This window comes from Desulfovibrio gilichinskyi (genome assembly GCF_900177375.1).
GTDB classification, from domain to species: domain Bacteria; phylum Desulfobacterota; class Desulfovibrionia; order Desulfovibrionales; family Desulfovibrionaceae; genus Maridesulfovibrio; species Maridesulfovibrio gilichinskyi.
In genome coordinates, this window is sequence record NZ_FWZU01000002.1 from 580978 (window position 1) to 605199 (window position 24222).

Consider the following 24222-nt stretch of genomic DNA (forward strand, 5'->3'; position numbering starts at 1 on the left):
TCAGCAGGAGGAAGCGTGAGTAAAATTTTGGTGATTGATGACGAGAAAGCAACTTTAAGCATGTTTAAGATGTTGCTTTCAGTCTATGGTCATGAGGTTTTGACCGCTGAAAACGGCGAAGCCGGGATAGAACTGTTTATTGCGGAAAAGCCGGATTTAGTAATGACTGACATCAAAATGCCCGGAATGGACGGTTTGCAGGTTCTGGGTAAAATTAAAGTTGTGTCACCTGAAGCTGAGGTTATTGTTATAACAGGTCACGGAGATATGGAGCTTGCTATTAAGGCGCTTAATCTTGATGCAACTGATTTTTTAAACAAGCCTGTAAAACGTGAAGATCTTGAAAAAGCACTGAAACTTTCGGATGAAAGACGGGCTTTTGTTCTTAGCAAAAGGGATGAAGTTAAGCTCACCTTCGAAGGCGATGTCGCTGTTATAAGTGTAATGGGCAGCCTTACTTCAAAGTCAGACGGATTCATAAGCGGTATTTTTGCTGAGGCCATAAATAGCGACTGTAAAGAGATTTTAATGATTTTTCAGGAAAAGTCTTCGATTAACGGAGGCGGTATGGATTCCTTGCTTAAAGGAATTGAAAAAGCTTACTCCCATAATTGCAAACTTTACATTGCCGGACTGTCGGTCAATTTTCAATCTGTCTTTCATTCAATGGGCATAAGCTCCATGGCCTCTATGTATGAGACAGAGGCAGATGCCCGGGCTGATTTTTGAGATACAAGTGCACATGATACAAAAAATCCCGCTCCGGTTTAACCGTGCGGGATTTTTTATGCGATCAGTTTATTTATTCAGTATTATACGATCGGTAAGTATCTCTGTTCCGATGAATCTGAAATTTTCTGACAGCCTTGTTGTGCTCATCTAAACTTTTACTGAAATAGTGAGAACCGTCCCCTTTCGCTACAAAATAGAGATAATCATTTTTCTCAGGATCTATCGCTGCTTTCAGTGATTCCAGCCCCGGTGAGCATATAGGACCCGGTGGAAGCCCGCGGTGCTGATATGTGTTGTAAGGGTTGTTTTTGTCGTTAATATGTTTTTTCCTGATATCCCCGTCAAATGTTTCGCCGAGTCCGTAGATGATGGTAGGATCAGTTTGCAGTAGATAACCTCGTCTCAGTCTATTGGCAAAGACTCCAGCAATCCTTCTGCGTTCAGAGGCAACGCCGGTTTCTTTTTCTACCAGTGAGGCCAATATCACCGTTCTATGAATCTGTTCAGGTGATGGGAGTGTGCCGTTCCACGCTTCTTTTGCCGCAGCACGAAACTCTTTAAGCATAGTTTCGACAAGCGTTATGCCTGAGTTTTCTTTCGGGTTGGTCAACAGGTACGTTTCAGGGAACAGATATCCTTCGGCATTATCAGCCGGAATAGAATATTTAGCTAATAGTTCATGATTGAAAACTGCGTTTTTGAACTCCGCATATGTGCTCAGCTTGGATTTTTCTGCTGAATCGGCAGTATTCCACCATGAAAGCCCTTCAGGGACTGAAAATCTATGTAAAATACCGGAAGTTGTCGTCAGGGTTTTTAGAACCTGCGGCGCGGTCATGTTGGTCCAGAGATTAAATTCTCCGGCTCTGACTTTGTTTTCCTGTCCCTCCGCCTGCGCTAGTTTACGAAATCTTTTGGAGTCTAAAACAAGTCCATTTTCAGCAAGATTTGCAGAAACTGTCCAGAGGGTTTGGCCGGGGGATACTGTGAACAGAATTTCTCTTCCTTCACTTTCAGGAGGTATATTGAGAAATTCCCATGAGCTGTAGATGAACCATGAACCTGCGACCATCATGACCATGCAGGCAATAGCCAACGAAGGAAGTATAAAGCGCAGGACTATGCCCTTGCCCGCCACGTTTCCAGAATTATTTTTGCGGCCTGGCTGTCCAGATTCTTCTTTCCTTTTCTGTTCCAAAGTCCTGCCTCCTTGAGTTCATCTTCAGCAGCTATAGAGCTTAATCTTTCATCGACGAGATGTATGGGTAGAGTTGTGCGCCTTTCCAGCGAGGCCGCAAAGTTGCGGACCTGACGTGTTGTTAAGGTGTCTTCTCCTTCAAGTGAAAGAGGAAGGCCGATGACAATCTCATCGACCTTTTCCGTTTCAAATATTTCAAGAAGTTCGGAAAACATTGCGTCACGGGTAGTTTTGGCAATTACTTTGAACGGGTAAGCCAGAATACCTTCAGCGTCAGTCAGAGCAAGCCCTATCCGTTTGGTTCCGAAATCTATGCCTATAGTTTTCATGGTTTCAAATAGACGATTCCGTCTGATCTCTGGGCTTTTTCAAGCATCTTTTTAAAATCCTTGCGCCATTTAGGTCCACCGATGAGTTCTGCAATGTATTCAACAGTATGCAGGACTCTATTATGCTTTTTAAGTGTCGCAATGTTCCGCTTGATTCCGACTTTACAAGAAGGACAGCCCACAAGAACCGGAGTCTTTTTATTCTGACCATGAAGATCGTGTTCGAGCTGGCCTTTTTTACGGTCGCGCAGTTTGTTGTATATTGCAGGGCTGGATATTGCGCCAAGACCTGATTCACCGCAGCAGCCCGGTGAGAGAATAATCTTGCTGCCGAGAACTGTTTCAAGTGCCTGTTTGTAAATAGCAGGGGCTTTTGATTTAGGTGTGTCTGTCCATTCAGTGTGACATGACGCATGGTAAACAACTTCTTCATTGGCCGGTAAACTGTGAAAATCAAGGTTGCCGGGATTAGTCAGCAGATATTGCACTGCGTCATAGCGTTTTAACTTTTTGTTCATCCCTTGAGCAAAGTCATAGGATTCGATGGATTCACGGCAGGTTCCACATGCTGTGATGATAGTGGAAATGTCCATTCCTGCAATGTGAGCTTTAGCTATTTTGTACTGAATATCACTTATGTTGCGATGGCGGTTTGTGTTGTAAGCTTCTACACATCCGCTGGAGAGCAAAGGATACCCGCAGCACAGATGCTTAGAGGGCATAACAACGTTGACGCCAGATTTAAGCAGTAAGTAAAGTGTCGCCATTCCGATATTTCTGGAGAACAGACTGGCTCCGCATCCGGGGAAGTAGAAAACACTGTCCGGGGCGGAAGAACTGTTCATGAACATTGACGCAACATCAAGTGCTAAGTCTTCGCTGAGGTTTTTGAAGTCCATCGCCGGTGTTTTGCTGTGCAGCATGGGCGATTCCATACGTCTGCGCCAGTGCCCGGGGACAAGCCCCACAGCTTTACTTTGCAGAGAAGCTGAAAGTGATAAAAACTTAGCAACTTTCGGAAGTCGGCTGTGCGGATCTTTAGAAACAAAACCAAGTGCTAAGTTCTTTATCGGATGACCGCCTGTTCCTTTATATTCGAGGAAACTTCTGATTTGAAGTGCTGCTCCGGCAGAATCAATTTTAACAGGGCATACTGAAGTACACTTACCGCAGGCTGTGCAGTGTTCCATAATTTTTCTGAGTCTTGTCATAAGCTCAGGGGCCGGTTCACCGCGTTGAACCTGAGAATAGTAAATTGCTTCGATCAGCGCGCCGAGAGCAATGTTTTTATTTCTCGGGTGATACATGAGGCCCTGTTCAGGGTAGTACATCGGACAGACCTGTTTACATTTTCCGCAACGGGTGCATGTCTGAATATTACGCAGAAGTTCAATCAGGTGTTCTTTATCTTTGATCGCTGTTTTATCCAGATCGTTGATAAGCCTGTTGAAAGAGAAGGTATATGATTCAGAAGGAAGCTCTCTGCGGGTAAGCTTTCCGGGATTAAGAATGTTAAGCGGATCCACTATCTCTTTGTATTTTCTGATAGCTGATATTTTTTCGTCAGTTAAGTATCCGATTTTAGTGATACCGATTCCGTGTTCACCGGAAACCTCACCTTTCAGTTCAAGAACTTTCTTAAAAACATCGTCTACTGCTTCGTGAGCACTGTGCAGCATTTCCGGATCATTTGAGTTTACCGGAATATTTACATGGCAGTTTCCGTCTCCGGCATGCATGTGGTTTGCAATGATGATGCGCTGGTCTTTAAGTTTTTGGAAAATCTTGCTGATTTTTGCATCCAGTTTAGGGAATTCTTCACGAAGTTCCTGAAAAAGATAGTGTACCTGACTTTCAAGTTCCTGATCGCCAAGTTCTGCACCGGTTATTTTCCCTTTGAGAATGTGAGTAGTTCTTTCCAGAGCTATTTCAATTTTCGGTTCTTCAAAAGGAAAGCCTTGAAGTTCTTTTACCGCCAGCAGGGAGCGGCGGTAAATCTTGGCCAGATAAATTAAGTTTAGATTTTCCAGAAAGTCCGAAAAATCAGGAATAACTTCAAGGGGGATAACAATATCTTCATTGACTTTGAATCCTGATGTCCGTTTTGCAATCGCGGATAATTTATGCCTGTCTTCCCAGAAGAGCTCAGCTTCCTTGTCGTCTCTGGCTGCAAAAATATCTACGGAGTCGTATGGTTGCGCGATGGCAAGAATGTTGTCCACTGCCGTTTGCAAAGCATCCGCATCATCAGAGTCGAGCTGAAGCAGGAGGACTGAAATAGGATCGCCCTCATATTTTTCAGATTTCTTTATGTATTTGATAGCTTGAACATATTTAGGGCCGAATTCTTCAAGGGCGGAAATCTTTACGAGATCTCCTTCCTCACGAATTGTGTCACGCAGTGCTACAACGTCTTTAATGACCATCATTGCATTACGCATAGATTGCCCGAAAAATTCAAGGCAAAGTGTGCGGGAACTTTTAGGCCGTGGATAAAGGGTAAAACATGCTTCAGTTATGATACCGTCCACGCCTTCTTTCTGCACGCCGGGCAAGCCGCCGAGGAACTTGTTGGAAACATCTTTTCCAAGTCCCGGGCTGCGGATTTCATCAGCGGAAAGAACCAGTGTCTCGAGAAGATTTCCTTTTCCATCAAAGACTTCAAAGGTAGCTGACTCATTGACGAAAATTTTATGACGTGGGTGATCCTTACGGCGGACTTCAATCAGATTACCTTTGGGCATAACCATTTTGTAGCTTTGAATATTATCAATTGTACAACCGTATTCAAAGGCGAAAGGACCGCCTGAGTTTTCTGAAATATTACCACCGATCGAGGAAGCTGATTTGGAAGCAGGATCAACTGTGAAGAGAGTGTTTTTTTCTGCGGCCGCATTGATAGCGTCGAGGGTTATTACGCCGGACTGGGCGCAGAGTGTAAGTGCTTCTGTATCGACACTCAAAATCTTTTTGAATTTTGAAAGCGAGAGGATAACTATGCGTTCCATTGCCGGAATTGCGCCGCCTGTCAGTCCGGTTCCGCCGCCGCGGGGAATAATGCCGAACTGCATATGATTTGCCAGACGGACAATTGCGCGAACCTGCTGAGTGTCTTCCGGGAAAAGTACTGCGATTGGAAGTTCTATTCTTAAGTCTGTTGCATCGGTTGCGGATTGTACCAGTTTATCCGGTTCAATGCTGATGCCTTCGTCGGGTAGAATTTCTTTGAGCTTTTCAATAAGCCGCTGTCTGAATTCAATGTCCGCATCATGCTTAAGCCAGAAATTTTCGACCGCATGGGTTAATCTTTGCGGATATTCCCCTGACAGTGTCGGGCGGGCAAGAGTCAGATTTCTTGAAACACTTTTGCGAACCAGTTCCGGGTCTATGAACGGGTTGTATCGCACTAGAAAAAGTTCCGCAGCAATGCTTTCAGCAAGTGTGCGGACATTTTCAGGCCAGCCGTTAAAATCGAAAGGATTTAAGCCGAGGACTCGCGAAAGCAGAGCTTCGGATGCAATAGAAATATGTGGACCTAATTGAGGCATAATATCTTACCGTGAAGTTTTTGTAGTCTAAGGCAGAACTGCCGTGGTGAAGAAAAAAAAGGAAATATAGGGTCCGCCTTGATGAAATGCAAGTCTCTATTGAGAGTCTACGTTATTTTTTTAAACTTTCCCTTCATATATTGATAGGTACTCTTTGAGTTGTTGTAAAGATGAAGGTATGTAAAAGCTTGACATGCAGGGGCAAACTAAAAGATTATTCCGCTTCTTTAAATTGTTTTTACAGTGCTGATGTATCATTTAAATATATAGCTGAAATGAGGATGCAGATATGATTGGAGATGATTTCGCTGAACTGAAACTGTTCATTACCGGACCTATTATGCTGCGCGACGAAGTTCGCAAAGCTGCTTTATTGCCTGAATTCGGTCATCGCGACTCTGAAAACATCAAGCGTTTCGGCTCCATCATGAGCAATCTCATGACGATTGCCGGAAACCCTGAAGGATATACTCCTATCATATTTAATGGGTCTGGAACGAATGTGCTTGAAGCTTCAGTCCGTTCACTTGTTTCGGATACCGATAAAGTCCTCAATGTCTCGGTTGGAGCATTCGGTGATCTTTACGGTAATCTGTCTGCTGCTAACGGTAAGAATCTTGTTTCGCTAAAATTTCCATACGGCAAAGCCATTGATCTCAAAGTTCTTGAAGAATATTTGATTAAGCATAAACCGCAGGTGGTAACTTTCACTCATAATGAAACATCAACAGGTGTTATTAATGATGTTGTTGCTGTTTGTAAAATTATCAAAGCTCACGGAGCTTATGCACTTGTAGACGGTGTAAGCATCTTCGGCGGAACTGATTCGACTATCGGTGAAGCCCGTCCTTTAATGTACTGTACCTCCACTCAGAAATCACTTGGGCTTCCGGCAGGATTCGGTATCGGCTATGTTAATGACGAAACACTCGAAAAGGCTGCCGGAGTTCAAAACAGAGGATACACAACCGATATTCTGGCTCAAATTGAAAAAGCAAGGTTGTGTCAGACTTTAACAACTCCTAATGGAACTCTCAGCAATCAGATGTGTGTACAGCTGGATTACATTGTTAATACAGAAACAGTTCCAGTAAGGTTCAAACGGCACGAGGAAATGCGCAAAATTGCGCACGACTGGGTTGATGGGATGAATGGCTATGAGCTGTTTGCACAGGAAGGATACCGTTCGCCAAGCGTGACAGCTGTTAAGACAGCAGCTTACATGACAATTGACCGCTTAAAAGAAGTGAAAGAGCTTATGCGCGGGCATGGTTATTTATTTGATCCAGGTTACGGTAAAATTAATAAAGAACTACAGGATCAGGGCGAATCTCCCATATTCAGGATAGGGCACATGGGAGATATTATGCCGGATATGCTTAAAGATTATCTGAAAATTCTTGGAGAAGTCCTCAGTACTTTTGAATAATTAGTATTCAGTCTTTAATGATAAGGCCCTGAATTCGTTTTTTGCGAGTTCAGGGTTTTTTTTGTTCCGTGGTAAATGAACCGTAAATTGTTCATAATGGAACGAAACATCATAAAAAGTTCATTGATGCACTTATTATTACGATGATAAATGACTTCTGATTAGTGACTTAGGTGAAAAAAAGCATATTATGTGAAAAAAATATCATAGCGCATTAGATGCTGAAATATTTATAAAAGCCTTTGTTTAAGTCTGTTTAAATAGATTGAGTAGCAAGAAAATATGCTGCTGACATATTGACACAGGATTTGATGAAGAATAATGTCTATTTTCCGACTGAGTGCTCAGTCAGTTTTTCTATATGGAGGAATGATGACTAAAATGTCCAAAAAAAAGGCTGCTATTTTGGAAGCGGCAACCGTGCTTTTCGCGAACAAAGGGTTTGCTGATACTTCAATGAGTGAACTTGCGAGCATGACCGGAGCAGCTGAAGGGACAATCTTTTATCATTTTAAAAATAAGGAGCAGCTGCTCCTTACTATTTTGTCTGCGACAAGGGACAGCATTCTGGAAGAATTCAATGCGCATATGGAAGAGCGCGAATTCAAAACCGGAATGGAAATGATGGAAGAGGTCGTTGTTTTTTACCTTCTCCTCGCCGGACGAATGGAACATCAATTCCTTCTTCTGCATCGGCTTTTTATATATCAGCTGGCAGAAAGCAGGACGGAATTCAGAGAAAATCTGGAGGATATTTATAATTGTCTGGTGACTCTTTTTGAGCAGGCAATTGTACGAGGACAGGAAGATGGTTCCATCGGTGATGTGAAGCCTAGAAAAAGTGCACTCATTGTTTTCACGATGGTCGATGGCTTGGTGAGATTCAAAAATTTTAACCTCTATGATGCGGGGGCTCTGTTCAATGAACTTATTGAGTCCGTTCGTAGAATGTTGAAATCAAACTAGAGGTGTTTATCTGATGCTTACACGAATTTTTCCTTTTTTAGGCTGGTTTGATAAATACAGCAATACAGCATTAAGGGCCGATATTATCTCCGGCCTGACGGTTGCGCTTGTACTTATTCCCCAGTCGATGGCATATGCCCAGCTTGCCGGGATGCCTGCATATTACGGTTTGTATGCTTCGTTGCTGCCGCCTCTGGTCGCAGCTCTATTCGGCTCAAGTCGTCAGTTGGCAACCGGTCCTGTTGCCGTTGTTTCGCTTATGACTGCCGCTTCTCTTGAACCTTTAGCTACAGCCGGCAGTCCAGGATTTATCGCTTATGCACTGCTGCTGGCTCTGCTCGTAGGGGCTTTCCAGTTCCTTTTAGGCGTGCTTCGTCTCGGGCTTGTTGTTAACTTCCTGTCTCATCCGGTCGTTAACGGTTTTACTAATGCTGCTGCGATTATTATTGCGTCTTCACAGCTTTCAAAAATGTTCGGTGTTTACGTAGATAAAGCATCGTTGCAGTATGAAACCATCATGCGCGTTGTCAGCAGTGCAATGCATTACAGCCATTTGCCGACACTCGGTATGGGGGTATTGGCATTTGCCATTATGATGGGACTCAAAAGATTTAATCCTAAAATACCTAATGTCCTTTGCGCGGTTGTCATCACAACGGTACTTTCGTGGGCAACAGGTTTTAATCATGATGCAAAAATCAATATCTCTGCGATTCAGGATACAAAAGCACAGACTTTGATTACTGAATTTAATGAGACAGTAAGAGGCATTGAGCAGCTTGCCAAAAAGCGCACGGATATTTCCGTAGCTGAAGACTCTGCGAAAAGCTCAAAAAATGTTATCGGGTATTACGACGCTGAGCATGACCTTAACGTTGTTGCCTATGAATCAAAGCTTCTTAATCATAAATCACATTTATACCGTGAAGAACTTAGAAATATGCTTTTCAGCGGTGTGGCACAGGCTGACGGTACTATTAATTATTACCTGCGCGGTGCTGTTCCTGCCGGTATGACCAGTGACGGGCGTACTTGGCGTATCAAGGTCGGAAATAAAATTCTAAATCCGGAATCACTTACAATGATGGGTGGAGGTGCTGTTGTCGGCAATGTTCCTTCAGGATTCCCGCCTATCGTCATTCCGAATCTTGATATCAAAGTAATTCTTAAGCTTCTTCCTTTCGCGATTATCATTTCTTTGCTCGGTTTTATGGAAGCTATCTCCATTGCTAAAGCAATGGCAGCTAAAACTGGACAGCGTCTTGATCCTAATCAGGAACTTATCGGTCAGGGGCTTGCTAATATGCTCGGTGCCTGTACCAGCAGTTATCCCGCATCAGGCTCTTTCTCGCGTTCTGCAGTTAACCTGCAATCCGGCGCGGTGACAGGACTTTCAAGCGTTTTCACTTCGCTTGTAGTTGCCGTTACGTTGCTGTTTTTCACCCCGTTGTTGTATCATCTCCCTCAGGCTGTACTTGCTGCGGTTATTATGATGGCCGTTATCGGTCTTATCAATGCATCAGGTTTCCTGCATGCATGGAAAGCGCAGAAGTTTGACGGTGCTATCTCAGTAATATCATTTCTCGCAACTCTTGCATTTGCTCCTCATCTGGACAAGGGTATTATTATAGGAGTAACTCTGTCACTGGCAGTGTTTCTGTATAAGAGCATGCGTCCCCGTGTTGTCGCCCTTGCCAACAGTGATGATTATGTTTTGCGTGATGCCAGTTTGCATGGACTCAGGGAATGCGCGCATATGGCAGTTGTCCGTTTTGACGGTCCTCTGTTTTTTGCCAACGCAAGTTTTCTTGAAGAGCAGATTGCGAGACGGCTTAGAGAAAAGAAAGATCTCAATCATCTTATCTTGGTCTGCAACGGAATAAACGATATTGATGCATCAGGGGAAGAAGCTCTTTCTCTTGTTGTGGAAACTGTTCGCAGTGCCGGTGTGGATATCTCGCTTTCCGGAATCAATGAAGCGGTGCTGGCAGTCTTGAAACGCACGCATCTTTATGAAAAAATCGGAAAAGAAAATATTTATTCAAATACTGAAAAGGCACTTTGTCAGACTCATGAGAAAGCTCATCGTGACGGTACTGAACCTAATTGCCCTCTTTCAGATTATTGTAGCATACACAGCAACTCCTAATGGAGGTTGAAGATGTCTGATATACTTTTATTCAGCGGCCTGTTTTGTCAGGCTGAGTCTGTTGTCAAACGGTTGCTTGATGATACCCGTTGCAGTCTGATTACTGATTCGGATATTGTTGCAGAAGCTGCAAAGCTTAGCGGAATGTCTGAAAAAGCAATTGCGAAAGCTTTCGTATCAAAAGGTTCTATTTTCAATAAATTCAATCATGAAAAAGAAAGATCAGTAGCATGGCTCAGGCTTGCCTTGGCTGAAAAATTGGTCAAGGGTGAAGCTCTGCTTGTGTCGGGATTTTCAGCACAGCTGCTTTCTCAGTCTATTTCGCACGTTCTTAAAGTCTGCATTATTGATGATGTGCATAAGAGAATTGAAGTTGCACGAAATGAAGAAGGGTTTTCCGAAAAAGAAGCTATCAAGGCAATGCAGCGTAGTGATGAAGAGAGAAGTGTATGGGTAAAAGAACTCACAGGTGAAAAAGATCCCTGGACAAGTTCTCTGTACGATATGGTTGTTCCTGTCGATAAAATAGGTGTTGATGAGTCTGTTGCTCTCATTAAAGAACAGCTTGGAAATGCGGCTGTTCAGATTACTGATAATTCCAGACAGGAAGCTCTTGATTTTCTTCTTGCTGCCAAGGTTGAAACAGCACTTGTCACCAAGGGGCACAACGTTGAAGTTTCGGCTAAAGCCGGAAATGTTGTGTTGACCATTAATAAAAAGGTGTTGCTGGTTGATCGTCTTGAAAAAGAATTGGTAGAACTAACGCAGCCGCTTGACGGTGTTGAAAGCGTTGAAGTCACTTTCGGGAAAGATTTTTATTCCCCCGATATTTACCGTCGTATGGATTTTGAATTGCCGTCAAGAGTTCTGCTTGTTGATGACGAACGTGAGTTTGTTCAGACTCTTTCTGAAAGATTATTAATGCGCGATCTCGGTTCGCACGTTGTTTATGATGGTGAATCCGCGCTTGATATAGTGAAAGACGACGAGCCTGAAGTAATGATTCTTGACCTGAAAATGCCCGGAATTGACGGCATTGAAGTGCTGCGCAGGGTTAAAGCCAGCAGACCTAATATTGAGGTTGTTATCCTTACGGGGCATGGATCTGACCAAGATAAGAAAGTGTGTATGGAACTCGGAGCGTTTGCCTATTTGCATAAACCTGTAGATATAGAAGTTCTCAGTTTAACACTTAAAGAAGCTTACGCAAAAATTCGCAAAGCTTAACTTAATCTATCCGGGGTAGGCCATGTCACTTAAAGGACTTCTTCGACCGGAATTCTGGAACGCGGATAAAAAAACTGCGGGACCGTATAAGAGTTTATTTGATTACAAGCGCATCTGGCAGCTGTGCTTTGCAATTCTTGTTGTGGTTTCGCTGGTTCCGTTGTTCATCTTGGCCTTTATAGATTTTAATGTCACCCGGGTAGCTATTAAGTCTGAAAATATGCTCCGAGGGGCGAGGACGACCTCAAATACCCGAAGATCAGTCGCTTACTTTCTTGAGGAGCGGAAATCAGCTTTGCAGTTAATTGTAAAGCTTGATGATTTCCGCTCCCTGCCGCGAAAAGAACGGCTTGGAGAGATGCTGAGCGCACTTAAAAACAGTTTCGGCGGTTTTGTTGATCTGGGTATTATCGATGAAAACGGTAAGCAGCTTGCCTACGTCGGCCCCTATAATCTGGAAGGAAAAGATTATAAGGGGCAGGCGTGGTTTAAGCAGGCCTCGGATCAGGGAACATACATCAGTGATGTTTTTCTGGGATTTCGCGACAGCCCCCATCTTGTTATTGCCGTAAAGCATTTTATTGATGACGTTCACTACAAAATTTTCCGTGCAACTCTTGATACAACAGAGTTCAACGGGATTCTTTCGTCGCTTGATCTGTCCGCCGGGGCGGATGCTTTTCTTGTGAATTCTTCCGGTATTATTCAGACTCCTTCCAAATGGAATGGAAAAGTTTTTTCAAAAATGTCTTTTCCGCTGCCGGAAAAATCATTCAGGACCAAGGTGAAAGAACTTACGCTTGAAAAAGATTTGCGGGCGATTGTAGGCTATGCGTATATTGAAGGAACTCCTTTCATTATTATGGTAGTTAAGCCGGAAGCTGAACTTATGGAAGCATGGCGGGAGTCCAGGGACACACTTACATGGATATCGACAATCAGTGTGGCTGTGATTCTTTTGGTTATGTGGGGAGTTGCTTCTTATATGGTTGAACGGATCTACATGGCAGACATGACCAGATCAAAATTATTGCAGAAAATGGAGCACCACAACCGTATGGCTTCAATTGGAAGGCTGGCGGCAGGAGTTGCTCATGAGATTAATAATCCTCTGGCGATAATTAATGAAAAGGCCGGTCTTTTAAAAGATTTGTTTACATTTAATAAAGCATATGAAGCAGATGCCAGAGTTCTAGGAATTGTAGATTCCGTTATAAATTCTGTTGAAAGATGCGGCAGAATTACTAAACGACTCCTCGGATTTTCACGGCAGGACGATGTTGAACTTAGACCGGTTCTTCCACAAAAAGTAGTTGAGACAGTGCTCAGTTTTCTTAATAAGGAAGCGGAATATCGCAGTATCAATGTTACGGTTGATGTGGAAAATGGCATTTATGAGATTGTAACTGATCGGGGCAAGCTCGAGCAAGTTCTGCTTAACCTCATAAGTAATGCTTTTCAGGCTATGAAAGACGGTGGATCTTTACTGATAAAGGTCGGACGCGGTGAAGAAAATCGAATAGATTTTTCAGTTAAAGATGACGGATGCGGTATACCTGCCACAGATCTTAAACGTATCTTTGAACCTTTTTATTCTACTAAAAAGCAGACAGGCGGGACAGGACTTGGTCTTTCTATCACGTATGGACTGGTTCAAGACCTCGGTGGACAAATGACTGTTAAAAGTGAACTAGGCGTAGGGACTGAATTTTGCTTTTCAATTCCTGTGAATCCTATAGCTAAGGAGGAAAGCCGGAAATGAAAATTCTACTTGTTGATGATGAGCTTGAGCTTGTTTCCGCTCTATCGGAACGACTTTCGTTTAGAGGTTTTGACGCAGAATGGGTCACAAGCGGTGAAGAAGCTATAGCAAAAGTAAATACTTCGAAATATGATCTGGCGATACTTGATGTGAAAATGCCGCGAATCAGCGGTCTTGAACTTCGTAAGGAACTCGAAAAAATATGTCCGTCCCTTAAGTTTATATTCCTTTCCGGTCATGGCTCGGAGGATGATTACTACGAAGGATCTTCCGGCGCAGATTGTTATTTGATCAAGCCTGTTAAAATTGAAAACCTTGTTGAAAGAATTAATATTGCTTTAGGTCTTTAATAATTTCAGTAGGAGAGTATCATGGGGTCAACTGAGAATGTTCCTTGTCGGGAAGGGCTTTGTTTTTTCGGTAGGGTGAGTGCCATAATTTCTCATGATGTTAAAAATGTTCTGGCAATTATCAACGAGGAAGCCGGACTCCTGCAGGATTTATCGCTCATGGCCGCGCAGGGGATGGAACTTGCCCCTGAAAGGCTTGTCAAACTTGCTGAAAAGATACAGAAACAGATTAAGCGTGGCGACTTGATAATCAAGAATATGAACAGGTTCGCGCATAGCGTTGACGTTTCGGAATGTGAAGTTGATTTAAATGAAACTCTTGCGCTGATAATTGCTCTTTTTACAAGAGTATCCGCCTCAAAATGTGTTACTGTTCTTCTTAAGGAAGGCGAAAAGGTAACAGTAAAATGTGATCCTTTTTCAGTTGAAATGCTTATTGCCGGATGTTTGGAAATATGCATGGACAGTGCCGGAAAAAACAGTGAAATAACAGTTGAAGTTTTACAGAAAAATAGCGAAAAGGTAATCGCTGTCAGCGGCCTTGAGCATGATGTTGCAGAAGAAAAATTTCAGGCAATAGAATCGATGGCAACAGGCATTAATGTATCTGTTAAGATAAAGCCTCAGGATAAAGTCTTAGAAATTATCTTTTAAGTGTTGAAAGTTTATACTTAACTCTTAATTCAGTTGGAGAAAGCCATGGCGGAAAAAGTACTATTAGTCGACGATGAAAAAGAATTTGTGGAAGGCCTTGCTGAACGCATGGAACTTCGTGGAATGAATGTAAATACATGCACAAATCCCCAAGACGCTCTCGAAATGGTAAATAGTGATTCATACGATGCTATTATTTTAGACTTACAAATGCCCGGTATTGACGGGATTGAAGTTCTTAAACATATCAAAGAAAGTAAACCTGAAATGCAGGTGATTCTTTTAAGCGGACATGCCACAGTTGAAAAAGGCATTGAAGCTATGAAGCTCGGTGCGATGGACTTTGTCGAAAAACCGGCAGATATTAATGTTCTTATTGATAAAATTAAAAAAGCTCAGGCTCGGAAAATGATTCTGGTTGAAAAAAAGACCGAAGAAAAAGTGAAGGATATTCTGGAGCATCAGGGCTGGTAGTAAATATTTTTGCTGTTCTATAAAAATGCGGTGAAAACTTTATATAAAAGTTTTCACCGCATTTTTTTGAGCGAAAAAATTATTCGTGAAATATTATTTAAAGTTAATATTAAACATAAGTCTTAAACGTAAGTGTCCGGGGATATTAATCAGTGCTTTCAATGTTAAGCATTTGCTGACCGTATACCGCCTGTCCTAAAGATATGCATGCATCACTTGGCGGTAGAACTCTGTGAACCAGCGGAGTTAAACCCCTTTTGCAAAGCTCTGAGGGAAGTTCAACTGCAAGTGTTAAATTCTGCATTACTCCGCCGCTTAGTCCGACGGTTTTAATACCCGTCTGCTTTGATATTATTTCAGCGCAATCAGCCAGCCCTGAAATTAAACCTTTGTGAAATTTACGGCTGATTATTCCGGACGAAACTCCTGCTACATAATCGCTGTATGCCTGTTTGAAAAGCTCACCAGTGCAAATTTCTATCAGGTCGTTTGTATCATCATTTAAAGAATTCCCTGATATTTTTTTGACAGGGCATATATATTGTCCGCGTTCACCTAGATCCTGAATTTTTTCCAGAATTATAGCGGCTTGACCTTCATAGGTAATTGTACTGCAAAGCCCGAGCATTGCAGAGATTGCATCGAAAAGCCTGCCGCAGCTGCTTGTTGAAGGGCAGTTAATATCCTTATCCAGCATTTGATCCAGCATCTTTGCACCCGCACTGAATTTTTCAGGAAGCGGCAGTCGCTCTGCATCGATCCCCAGGTCGCGTGCGGCTCCTCTTGCTATTCTCCACGGTTCACGCACGGCAGCCTCGCCGCCGGGCAGTCTGAGATGAGTAAATCTGGCCAGCCGTTTATTTTTAAGTTTTTCATTATCAATAAATAAACACTCTCCGCCCCAGATGGTGCGATCCTCACCGAGTCCTGTGCCGTCCAGAGCAAGTCCTATAGCCGGACCGGAATGCTTATTTTCAGCTAAAACTGAATAAATATGGGCATAATGATGTTGCAGCGAGGTGGTTGGAATTTCTTCTATTTTTCCTATCTCAGAGGCCAGTTCCGTGGTCATGTAATCAGGGTGAAGATCATGCACAATAAGCTTTGGTTTAACCTGTAATATATTTTGCAGATGCAAACGTATTTCTTTCCAGAATTGCAAGGTTTCGAGGTTTTGCATGTCTCCGATATGCTGACTTGAAAATGCCTGATCACCTTTTGTTATACATAATGTATTTTTAAGTTCAGGGCCTGTCCCAAGTACGCATGGTCCGCTCTTTGCGAGAAATACAGGGGACGGCGTGTAGCCTCGGGCTCTGCGCATAAAGACTGTTCTGAAATCAGTTCCGGCAGATTGAGCTTCAACTTTTTCGGCCTGTTCGCTGTTGAATTCAGGTACTGAGCGGGCTACAGAATCATCCACACGGATAAGGATATCCCGATTGTGGAATAGAAAAATATCGGCAATATCCGGCAGTCTTGTTAATGCTTCGCGATTACCTATGCAGATAGGTGCGGAGCTCATGTTGCCGGAAGTCATGACCAAAGCCGCCGGAGACGGTTTCAGCTTGGAAAAATGTTTAATCAGAACATGGTGCAGCGGAGTGTATGGAACCATCAGGCCGATAAAGTCTGTGTCCGGAGCAATCTCTGAAGCAAGCGGATAATTTGAACTTTTAGGAGCAAGAACTATGGGGCGTTGTATACCTTCTAAAAGTTCATGATCATTTTCTGAAAGATCAGCAATTTTATCAGCTTCAGCCATGTCTTTTACCATCACCGCCAGCGGTTTGTCCGGACGGTTTTTCCGCTCTCTAAGAGTCTGTACTGCAGTAGAATTTGACGCGTCACATACAAGGTGAAAGCCGCCGAGTCCTTTAACCGCGGCAATTTTACCTTCGGCTAAAAATTCTGCCAGTTTTACAATACCATTATCTATTCCTTCGAACTCATGGCCTTTATTATCTGTCAGCCATACTTTCGGACCGCAATCTTTACAGGCATTTGGCTGGGCATGAAATCTGCGATCAAGTGGATTTGTATATTCTTCGCTGCATTTTTCGCAAAGCGGAAAACAAGACATTGATGTTACAGGGCGGTCATAAGGAATTGATCGCGTTATTGTGTAACGCGGTCCGCAGTTTGTACAGTTGGTGAACGGATATTCATACCTGCGGTTATCTGGATCGTTCATATCATTAAAACAATCAGGACATGTTGCCACATCAGGGCTGATCAGAACGCAATGTCCTTCCCCTGCAGTACTGGAGAGAATGCAGAATTCTGTCTCATCGTTTATCAGTTCAATTTTTTTTTCTTGCAGAGATACAATTCGGGCCAGTCGCGGAAGATCTTCTTTTAACGCTTTGTCAAAATTTTCATGATTACAACAGTCACCTTGAATCTCGATCAGCACTCCTTCGGGGCTGTTACGCACAGTGCCGGACAGTTTACACTTAAGCGCGGTTTTGTAAATAAAAGGTCTGAACCCTACGCCTTGAACTTGTCCTGTGATGGTGAGTATTCTACGTGAAAGACAGTAGGTCATATTTGAAATTCTCTTTGAATATTGTGTGTTCGATGCTGAAGATTCATAGTGCTAGCGCACCCGGCTGATAAGACTTTTTAATCTGCCTTTAATAAGGCGGACAACTTCAAATTCCATAGGACTTAAAACTTCGGGGAGTATAAAGTCTGTCGTATCAAAGTCGTCAGGAGGTTCAACTACATATTTAATTTGATCAGGATCATAGCCGCGAATTTTTTGATTTGTTATTTCTTTCCAGAGCTGCACCCGTTTAGGGCTTAACCCTAGTAACATGTAAATTGCGGTATCAAGTGCATATGGATTCGGAGAGCCTGCAAGCAAACTCATGGCAAACGGTTTTCCGGATATGGGGCCGGTTACGTGCATGGGATAAATTGCATCCATAAGGTTAAATGCAACAGGCATAGCTGCGCAAACTTCAAGGACCATTTTCTCCATGAGTCCTTTGGTTTCACCGAATCTGGTGTGAGCAAAAGCTTTTCGGAATCCAACAACTGTACCGAAAAGATTTTTGACCGCTCCGGTAACTAAAAACTGGCTATGGGCTTTTAGTTTTGGGACATTGACTATCATATCTGTTTCAAGTGCATCCCTTGAAATTCCTATTGAGGTTCCAAAGGATAATTCCAGCGGAACAGGGCGGCCGAGTGTAATGGGCTTAATTCCGAGCGCGGCAAGACCTGATGTCATACCTATAGCTTTGGAAACTTGCGCGGCAGTTCCGTAGCCTGGGGAGTCGCCTACTGTAACAACGGCTCCGCAATCAAGCAGATAGCGGCATAATGAAATTGTTACATTGGGATGAGTGCAGGCTAGAGCATTTTTGGGCGAAACTAAATTGGGTTTAACCAGAACTTTGGTTCCGGGAGCTACTTTGAATCCTGTTTCTTCAATAATCAAACCTATTGCCGCATCCATAAAGGTAGATTCGTATTCAAGTAAGCGAAAGTATGCGACTGGTTCTTTGTTCTGATTCATTATTTGTATCAATAAAATTTGTGAAATACCTACTCTTTGATCTTGGCCGTTTTAGGCGCAGGAGCTTTTGCGGGTGCTTCCGGTTTTGTTTTAGGTTTTGCGACTGCTACTTTGACATTCTCTTTTTTGTTTTCTGGTTGAGCAGTTACTTTTTTGTTCAGGTTTTGTGAAGTAGCTGTGGAAGAATTTTTTTGCGTAACAGCTGAACTTTCAGGTTTTTTTGTCGGTCTGCTATTTGCTGCCGGTGCCGTTTTAGGGGAGATTGCTGCGGCTGCTTTCCCTGCTGTTTCAGGTTTTGACGCAGGTACAATTCTTTTCTTTGCTTTAACCTGCGTATCGGTTGGTTGGCTGGATTTTTTTATAGCATCTTTTGAAATAGCGGTCTTGACCGCAGGTTTTGTTGATGTCGTTTTTTGTTTCGCTTGAGTCGGTATGTCAGTTGTTTGAGGTTTCATTTTTTTCTGAGGGGAAGCCGTTTTTGTTGGCACTTTAGTTTTTTTATCAGCTGGAGCCCCTGAGGTTTTAGCGGCTTTTTTCTTTAATTCAGCTAGTTTTTTTGCTGCTGCAAGTTTCTCTTTTTTTTCCCGTCCACTGATTCTAATTAAGAATGCAGAGTCAGTTATTGTTCTGAAAAATAGAAGATTAGCAAGATCCCAGAGCGTGGCAATAAGCAAAAGGGTTAATGTGCCAAGCGCAAGGTATGTGATTCCTGAAGTTTCATTTATAGGGGGAGCTTTTCTCAGGTTATACGCAGGAACAAGCACTTCTGACCGAATTGCTTTTGTAAGATTTTCCTGATCGGTCATTTTCTGAGATGCCAGAGAAAATGCTAAATGTTTCAAAATACGGTCAACTACAAACATGGATTGGGTTGCAGACATGGAATATTTTTTTTCAAGCGCATCGTTTCTGTTGAAGTAAAGCATCCATATATCGCGAAGAAAATATTGTAAGGTGTATCCAAGATCGCCCTGAATTCGAAGTGTTCGTCCGCTTGGTGTAACCATCATCTTATTACGAAGGAGTATACGTGTTGCAACCTCGGTTATTTCATTAGTGCTGAAGGTTAGATCTGCGGTAATGCTTTTTCCAAGGTTACCTTTATTTTGCTGTGTGAGTTTGTCAAAAGGTGGGCTTATACCTTTTCGCAGTGAATTGAATGTGCTCTCCATCGCATCAAAACCATTATGCCCGCCAAATAAAGGAATATACATTGAACCAAGGGTAAGCATGCTTAACAGGAATAATAGTGCGGATAAAATAAGAGTTTTTCCGGAGTATATCATTTGGCTGCTCCTTCTTTTTTAGCGGGTCGTATGATTTTGAAAATGTCCGCCAGAAGTGAGTAAAAGAGCCAGCTGCAAAAAATACTCATACCTATGATCATTATATATAGACCGCTTTGGTCGAGTGCTGCGGTTATATTAACGGGAATATCCGCGCCGGCTTTTCTGAGTTCTTCAGGTAGAGAAAGAACCCTGTTGAGAATTACAGAAATTACTAAGAGGGAAATTAGTCCTTTTATACGGTAAGGTTCAATAAATCTGATAGCTTTGCCGCCAAAATGAATTCCGGTCATTGTACCGAGAACAAGTCCTATCATACAGTATATATTTACAAATCCTTTGAGTCCGAAAGCACCGATTGTAAGAATCCCGGATGATGCAGCCAAACGTACAAGGTCTGTACCTGCCACCATTGCCGCCACGCATCCGAATCCTCTGGTCAGAATTGTAAAACTTAAAATTATTCCGCCTGAGCCTGTCAGAGCCATAAAAAAGCCTCCGACTATAGCAATAAGAAGTGCCGGAATTACAGGTATTTTAGAATAAGGCTTTTCGTCAGCAAGGTCTGTAATTTCTTTTGCAGCTTCTTTTGGATCAGTATCTGTTGATGCAAGGTTCAGTTCATCTGTTTCATCTTTTACTGTTCCCGGGAATTTAAGATACGGGGGAAATTTCATGGTCCTGATTGTTCGTGCTATTTCCCAAGGTTCCTCATCAGGAAATGAAATCAGTACAGATTTGTCTTTATTTTTGTCTGTTGCTTCATCTTTATTTGTTGCAGGGTTTGCAGCAAATACTCCTTCTTCTGTTGCGACCTGTTTGCTTTCTCCTTTTGCAGGGTTCATTTGCACGCCGCCGCTTTTCTCCTTATCCGCATTTTGTTTGCGCAGCATCGCAAGTGCATATTTACGTGCAGCATCACGAAAGTCAGGAACAATGATAAATGTGTATATTATAAGCCAAATGATGATCATGGAAGAAATAAAAACGTCATTACCTGCCGGATCAGCAAGGAATACACTTGTAGAGAGTTTGAAGCCGGCAATTCCTCCAAGTGTTGTTCCAACTGCTGAAATTGCGGCAAAAGGATAATTTATCCGCTTGTTGAATCCCATTCGAACAGCTTCAATTGTGCTGAAAAGGAAAAGTCTGAACATTTCCGAACCCACCGCATATATACCGGATATTCCTGCGCTCATAAGGGCCGGAACGACGATTAATCCTCCCCCGGCTCCGATTGATGAACTCAGCATTCCTGCAACGAGGCCGATTGCTGCGGATATCAAAAATCCCGGGCCTTCTCCGTCCGGAAGAATGTAAGGATTATTTGTGTTGCCGATGATGGCAGGAACTTTAAGAATGTCTTCGCAATTCCCTATAATCGGGATCAGCAAAGTCAGAAGAGTAAAGCTTAATATAAATAGATGTTTATCGGAAATGTATTTCATAGGAGTCCTGTCTGATCTATTGAATAATTTTGATAACTATAGGAATAAAATAACTTTTTATCAACTGAATATAAAATTTGATTTGTATATAGCTTAAAACTTGCACCGCCTGTTCTTAAATAGTAGTTGAATTGGTCCGAATTATTATAAAAAAGTGATTTTTGTATTTTATAAAATGGGGTTCTCATGACTAGTAAGATTGTTTCCATGCATAATGTTTCTCTTAACCTTGAGCAGGGACCCATCCTTCAATCAATAGATTGGGATATTAAAAAAGGAGAGCATTGGGCTGTGCTCGGTCCTAACGGAGCAGGAAAAACAACTTTATTCAGGGTTCTTGCCGGGGCGGTCTGGCCTGATGACGATACAACCCGTGAATATTATTTTGACGGCAAAAAAACGAATAGTCCGATTGATGCGCAAGAGCGGATATACATTGTTTCGCCGGAACAGCAGGACGTTTTTCTCCAAATGGGCTGGGACGTCAGCGGAGAAGAAGCGGTTCTTGCCGGAAAAGATAATACCCATTTTCTTTATAGACTTGCAGACGAGTGGGAATATGATGAAGCGAGAGCTTTGATGAAAACTCTCGGCATGGAAGATCTTGCTAAAAGAAGCATTGTTGCAATGTCCCGTGGTGAGGGAAGAAAAATTCTTATTGCCCGTGCGCTTATTGCCCGAGCTGACGTAATTATTCTTGATGAGTTTTTAGAAGGAATAGATCAGAAGTCTCGTGCTCAGCTTGTCGAGGCGATTGATGCTGCCGCCGCTGCCGGAGTTACAATTGTTTGCTCAGCCCACAGAAGCGAAGAACTACCTACATGTATAAATAAAACTCTTTATATCGCAGGCGGTAAAATTGATCACTGCGAAGACGGGAAGGGAAACGGGGGTTCCTGTATTATTGAAGCTGCTGCGGAACGTATTCCTCCGGCTGTAAATACGATTGAACCTGGCAAAACTCTTTTCAGGTTATGTGATGCAAGCGTTGTTTTTCTCGGTAAAACAGTTTTACATAATGTTGACTGGGAAATGAGCGGCGGGCAGAACTGGGCTGTTCTCGGAAATAACGGAGCTGGGAAGTCCACTCTTATACGACTTCTTTACGGTGACGCAGCGGCTTATGCGGCCGAGGAGCAGATGCAGCGACTGCCTGAAAAAGGTGATAATTTAAGCTCTGTCCGTGGTCGTATGGGGATGGTTTCCGCCTCGCTTCAAGCCACTTTCGGTGAAGCTGTCGGACGGCCTATCCGTATTTTGGATCTGGTTATTTCAGGTTTTTATTCTTCTGCAGGAGTTTATGATGAAATAACAGATGAATTACGCGCAAAGGCTTATGATTGGCTGAAATTTTTCGGTATTGAAAAACTGGCTGAGCGATCTACATTGCAGCTTTCATACGGACAATTACGAAAGGCTTTTATCGCGCGAGCTCTTATGTCAGAGCCGGATGTCTTGCTGCTTGATGAACCTTTAGCCGGAGTTGATGCCGGTTCGCGTAAAGAAATATCTGATTTGCTGGAATTGTTAGCTGCGGCGGGAGTCGCGATGGTTTATGTTACACATCATAAAGAAGAGCTGATCCCTTCTATTTCACATGTTCTGGAAATTACTGACGGGCGGGTTTCGTTCAGCGGTGAAAAAGACAAGTATTTTGCAAGGCAGAATGTATTGTAAAACTGGTATTACAGTTAATCAGCTAAAAATTTAATATAATAAAAAACGGGAGGATTTCTTAAAAGAAATCCTCCCGTTTTTTATTTGAAATGTTGGTAGCCGATTTTATTTCTTGACCCATCCGCGTGATGCCATACAATTTTCGTATGCTCTGTTTTCCAGCATGTATTCTTTCTGTTCCTGTTCATATGTTTTAAGAAATCTTAGATCATTTCCTGGAGCTGAACCGGTCACCTTTTTCGCTCTGGATGTACATTCTGTACGGTCTTTTACATATTGATCCCCCTGATTAATTGAGGGGTCTAAGCTGGGATTTTGATATGTAGTACACCCTGTAAAAAGAAGGAGCAGTACCAATATAAATGCGCGCATAAGTTTTCCTTATCAGGCTGTTACAAAAAAGCCTTTGTTTCGTAGATTCTCTTTATTGTAGGGAAAAAGTTCGCCGTCGAGCCCGATCATTGATCCTCCGGCAGCTTCAACAATAGCTTGTCCCGCGGCAGTGTCCCATTCCATAGTTGGGTTGAATCTGGGGTACAGATGGGCTTTTCCTTCAGCAACAAGGCAGAATTTTATAGCACTTCCGGCCGGAGTAAGTTTTGCAACATTTTTTGTGCTGAGATATTCTTCCAGCTCCGGCGAAGGGTGCGACCTGCTGCCGACGACTACAAGCCCTTCATCATTATCCGCAGGTTTGGTATGTATCTGCTCAGGAACTTTACCGTTTCTACTTACAAACGCTCCGGTTTCAATGCTTCCGGTATACAAAGTGTCACTGGTCGGCGCGTAAACAACTCCAAGTACAGGACGGTTATTGCGCATTAACGCGATGCAGACGCAGAATTCTCCGTTGTCTTTGATAAATTCTTTTGTCCCGTCCAGAGGATCAACCAGAAAGAATTCTTTCCATGCCTGCCGCTGCGAAAAAGGAATATCCGCTCCTTCTTCCGATAAAACAGGGATATCTGGATAAAGGATCGTAAGTTCCTCCATAATAACCCTGTTGGAGGCCAGGTCTGCTTCAGTCACGGGGGAGTTATCTTTTTTACTGCTGACTTTAAACCCGGTGCTGCGTACTTTCATTATAGCTTTCCCAGCTTCACGGGAAATTTTAGAGAGATTAATTATCATGTTTTTCATATGTTGATCCTTTATCAGCCTTTTTTATCGGTGTCATCAGCTCTTGCAGTAAGATTGCAGTAAGTTTTGACATATTTTGCATAGCTGATTAATTATGAACTATGAAAATTAAAGTAACTTGTTTTGGTCATCTTGCAACATTTCATGCAAGTCGTGACTATGTGGAAGTGGACAAAGGCATTGTTGCCGAAGATTTACCACGTATTTTAGGTTTTTCGGCAAAAGACGCTGCCATGTATTTTGTCGGTGAAAAACGGGTTGATCCCGAATATGAAATTTCCAGTGAAGATGTTATTAAAATATTTCCTCCAATAACCGGCGGGTGAA

20 protein-coding genes are annotated in these 24222 nt (G+C 42.8%); 11 read left to right on the top strand and 9 right to left on the bottom strand.

What is annotated here, in order from left to right:
- Positions 1–15: 15 nt before the first annotated feature.
- Positions 16–729, top strand: a complete 714-nt coding sequence (locus B9N78_RS07535) for a response regulator (RefSeq protein ID WP_085100690.1) — start codon at positions 16–18, stop codon at positions 727–729.
- 73 nt (positions 730–802) lie between these two features.
- Here B9N78_RS07535 and mltG read toward each other — a convergent pair whose 3' ends face one another.
- The 3 genes from mltG to B9N78_RS07550 are packed head-to-tail and all read right to left on the bottom strand — an operon-like array spanning position 803 to position 5807.
- Positions 803–1930: an endolytic transglycosylase MltG gene (gene mltG, locus B9N78_RS07540; protein WP_342743606.1), complete on the bottom strand. Its 1128-nt coding sequence runs from the start codon at positions 1928–1930 to the stop codon at positions 803–805.
- Positions 1852–2259 carry a Holliday junction resolvase RuvX gene (gene ruvX / locus B9N78_RS07545; protein WP_085100693.1) on the bottom strand — a complete coding sequence of 136 codons (408 nt, stop codon included), beginning with the start codon at positions 2257–2259 and terminating at the stop codon, positions 1852–1854. Before ruvX ends, mltG begins: the two co-directional genes overlap by 79 nt.
- Positions 2256–5807 (bottom strand): FAD-binding and (Fe-S)-binding domain-containing protein, encoded by a 3552-nt coding sequence (locus B9N78_RS07550; protein WP_085100696.1) that lies wholly within the window; start codon positions 5805–5807, stop codon positions 2256–2258. Before B9N78_RS07550 ends, ruvX begins: the two co-directional genes overlap by 4 nt.
- Positions 5808–6096: 289 nt before the next feature.
- On the opposite strand from B9N78_RS07550, the gene B9N78_RS07555 reads away from it, so the two are divergent.
- The 8 genes from B9N78_RS07555 (at position 6097) to B9N78_RS07590 (ending at position 14818) form a co-directional block, all read left to right on the top strand.
- A complete protein-coding gene (locus B9N78_RS07555) occupies positions 6097–7236 on the top strand; it encodes a pyridoxal-phosphate-dependent aminotransferase family protein (protein WP_085100699.1) in 1140 nt (379 codons plus the stop codon).
- Between the two features lie 372 nt (positions 7237–7608).
- A complete protein-coding gene (locus B9N78_RS07560) occupies positions 7609–8202 on the top strand; it encodes a TetR/AcrR family transcriptional regulator (protein WP_085100702.1) in 594 nt (197 codons plus the stop codon).
- A gap of 13 nt (positions 8203–8215) precedes the next feature.
- Positions 8216–10351 (top strand): SulP family inorganic anion transporter, encoded by a 2136-nt coding sequence (locus B9N78_RS07565; RefSeq protein ID WP_085100705.1) that lies wholly within the window; start codon positions 8216–8218, stop codon positions 10349–10351.
- A 12-nt stretch (positions 10352–10363) separates the two neighbouring features.
- Positions 10364–11578 (top strand): response regulator, encoded by a 1215-nt coding sequence (locus B9N78_RS07570; RefSeq protein WP_085100708.1) that lies wholly within the window; start codon positions 10364–10366, stop codon positions 11576–11578.
- Between the two features lie 22 nt (positions 11579–11600).
- Complete coding sequence (locus tag B9N78_RS07575) at positions 11601–13340, top strand: sensor histidine kinase (protein ID WP_085100711.1); 1740 nt, start codon at positions 11601–11603, stop codon at positions 13338–13340.
- On the top strand, positions 13337–13690 hold the full coding sequence (locus B9N78_RS07580) for a response regulator (RefSeq protein WP_085100714.1): 354 nt from the start codon (positions 13337–13339) through the stop codon (positions 13688–13690). The genes B9N78_RS07575 and B9N78_RS07580 overlap by 4 nt, the downstream gene beginning before the upstream one ends.
- Positions 13691–13711: 21 nt before the next feature.
- A complete protein-coding gene (locus B9N78_RS07585) occupies positions 13712–14344 on the top strand; it encodes a sensor histidine kinase (protein WP_085100716.1) in 633 nt (210 codons plus the stop codon).
- 45 nt (positions 14345–14389) lie between these two features.
- The gene (locus tag B9N78_RS07590; protein WP_085100719.1) at positions 14390–14818 is read left to right on the top strand and encodes a response regulator; all 429 of its coding nucleotides are present in this window, start codon (positions 14390–14392) and stop codon (positions 14816–14818) included.
- Between the two features lie 145 nt (positions 14819–14963).
- Here B9N78_RS07590 and hypF read toward each other — a convergent pair whose 3' ends face one another.
- From hypF to B9N78_RS07610, 4 genes are read right to left on the bottom strand one after another with little or no spacing between them, the layout of a single operon-like run.
- Complete coding sequence (hypF, locus tag B9N78_RS07595; RefSeq protein ID WP_085100722.1) at positions 14964–17366, bottom strand: carbamoyltransferase HypF; 2403 nt, start codon at positions 17364–17366, stop codon at positions 14964–14966.
- A gap of 51 nt (positions 17367–17417) precedes the next feature.
- Positions 17418–18344 (bottom strand): DUF362 domain-containing protein, encoded by a 927-nt coding sequence (locus B9N78_RS07600; protein ID WP_085100725.1) that lies wholly within the window; start codon positions 18342–18344, stop codon positions 17418–17420.
- Between the two features lie 29 nt (positions 18345–18373).
- Positions 18374–19630, bottom strand: a complete 1257-nt coding sequence (locus B9N78_RS07605) for a hypothetical protein (RefSeq protein WP_085100728.1) — start codon at positions 19628–19630, stop codon at positions 18374–18376.
- Positions 19627–21078, bottom strand: a complete 1452-nt coding sequence (locus B9N78_RS07610) for a sulfite exporter TauE/SafE family protein (RefSeq protein WP_085100731.1) — start codon at positions 21076–21078, stop codon at positions 19627–19629. The genes B9N78_RS07605 and B9N78_RS07610 overlap by 4 nt, the downstream gene beginning before the upstream one ends.
- A gap of 186 nt (positions 21079–21264) precedes the next feature.
- Between B9N78_RS07610 and B9N78_RS07615 the strand changes: the two genes are divergently transcribed.
- Entirely contained in the window at positions 21265–22755 is a 1491-nt protein-coding gene (locus B9N78_RS07615; RefSeq protein ID WP_085100734.1) for an ATP-binding cassette domain-containing protein, read from the top strand.
- A 105-nt stretch (positions 22756–22860) separates the two neighbouring features.
- Here B9N78_RS07615 and B9N78_RS07620 read toward each other — a convergent pair whose 3' ends face one another.
- A complete protein-coding gene (locus B9N78_RS07620) occupies positions 22861–23127 on the bottom strand; it encodes a hypothetical protein (protein WP_085100737.1) in 267 nt (88 codons plus the stop codon).
- Between the two features lie 12 nt (positions 23128–23139).
- Positions 23140–23895 carry a 3'(2'),5'-bisphosphate nucleotidase CysQ gene (gene cysQ / locus B9N78_RS07625; protein WP_085100740.1) on the bottom strand — a complete coding sequence of 252 codons (756 nt, stop codon included), beginning with the start codon at positions 23893–23895 and terminating at the stop codon, positions 23140–23142.
- Positions 23896–23996: 101 nt separating this feature from the next.
- Here cysQ and B9N78_RS07630 point away from each other — a divergent pair, with 101 nt between their 5' ends.
- Positions 23997–24221 (top strand): MoaD/ThiS family protein, encoded by a 225-nt coding sequence (locus tag B9N78_RS07630; protein ID WP_085100743.1) that lies wholly within the window; start codon positions 23997–23999, stop codon positions 24219–24221.
- Position 24222 lies beyond the last annotated feature (1 nt).

What these genes read in the sequence shown, in the direction of transcription:
- ruvX (WP_085100693.1), bottom strand. Translation starts at nt 2,259, where the DNA reads ATGAAAACTATAGGCATAGATTTCGGAACCAAACGGATAGGGCTTGCT.
- B9N78_RS07550 (WP_085100696.1), bottom strand. Translation starts at nt 5,807, where the DNA reads ATGCCTCAATTAGGTCCACATATTTCTATTGCATCCGAAGCTCTGCTT.
- B9N78_RS07555 (WP_085100699.1), top strand. Translation starts at nt 6,097, where the DNA reads ATGATTGGAGATGATTTCGCTGAACTGAAACTGTTCATTACCGGACCT.
- B9N78_RS07560 (WP_085100702.1), top strand. Translation starts at nt 7,609, where the DNA reads ATGACTAAAATGTCCAAAAAAAAGGCTGCTATTTTGGAAGCGGCAACC.
- B9N78_RS07565 (WP_085100705.1), top strand. Translation starts at nt 8,216, where the DNA reads ATGCTTACACGAATTTTTCCTTTTTTAGGCTGGTTTGATAAATACAGC.
- B9N78_RS07570 (WP_085100708.1), top strand. Translation starts at nt 10,364, where the DNA reads ATGTCTGATATACTTTTATTCAGCGGCCTGTTTTGTCAGGCTGAGTCT.
- B9N78_RS07575 (WP_085100711.1), top strand. Translation starts at nt 11,601, where the DNA reads ATGTCACTTAAAGGACTTCTTCGACCGGAATTCTGGAACGCGGATAAA.
- B9N78_RS07580 (WP_085100714.1), top strand. Translation starts at nt 13,337, where the DNA reads ATGAAAATTCTACTTGTTGATGATGAGCTTGAGCTTGTTTCCGCTCTA.
- B9N78_RS07585 (WP_085100716.1), top strand. Translation starts at nt 13,712, where the DNA reads ATGGGGTCAACTGAGAATGTTCCTTGTCGGGAAGGGCTTTGTTTTTTC.
- B9N78_RS07590 (WP_085100719.1), top strand. Translation starts at nt 14,390, where the DNA reads ATGGCGGAAAAAGTACTATTAGTCGACGATGAAAAAGAATTTGTGGAA.
- hypF (WP_085100722.1), bottom strand. Translation starts at nt 17,366, where the DNA reads ATGACCTACTGTCTTTCACGTAGAATACTCACCATCACAGGACAAGTT.
- B9N78_RS07600 (WP_085100725.1), bottom strand. Translation starts at nt 18,344, where the DNA reads ATGAATCAGAACAAAGAACCAGTCGCATACTTTCGCTTACTTGAATAC.
- B9N78_RS07605 (WP_085100728.1), bottom strand. Translation starts at nt 19,630, where the DNA reads ATGATATACTCCGGAAAAACTCTTATTTTATCCGCACTATTATTCCTG.
- B9N78_RS07610 (WP_085100731.1), bottom strand. Translation starts at nt 21,078, where the DNA reads ATGAAATACATTTCCGATAAACATCTATTTATATTAAGCTTTACTCTT.
- B9N78_RS07615 (WP_085100734.1), top strand. Translation starts at nt 21,265, where the DNA reads ATGACTAGTAAGATTGTTTCCATGCATAATGTTTCTCTTAACCTTGAG.
- B9N78_RS07620 (WP_085100737.1), bottom strand. Translation starts at nt 23,127, where the DNA reads ATGCGCGCATTTATATTGGTACTGCTCCTTCTTTTTACAGGGTGTACT.
- cysQ (WP_085100740.1), bottom strand. Translation starts at nt 23,895, where the DNA reads ATGAAAAACATGATAATTAATCTCTCTAAAATTTCCCGTGAAGCTGGG.
- B9N78_RS07630 (WP_085100743.1), top strand. Translation starts at nt 23,997, where the DNA reads ATGAAAATTAAAGTAACTTGTTTTGGTCATCTTGCAACATTTCATGCA.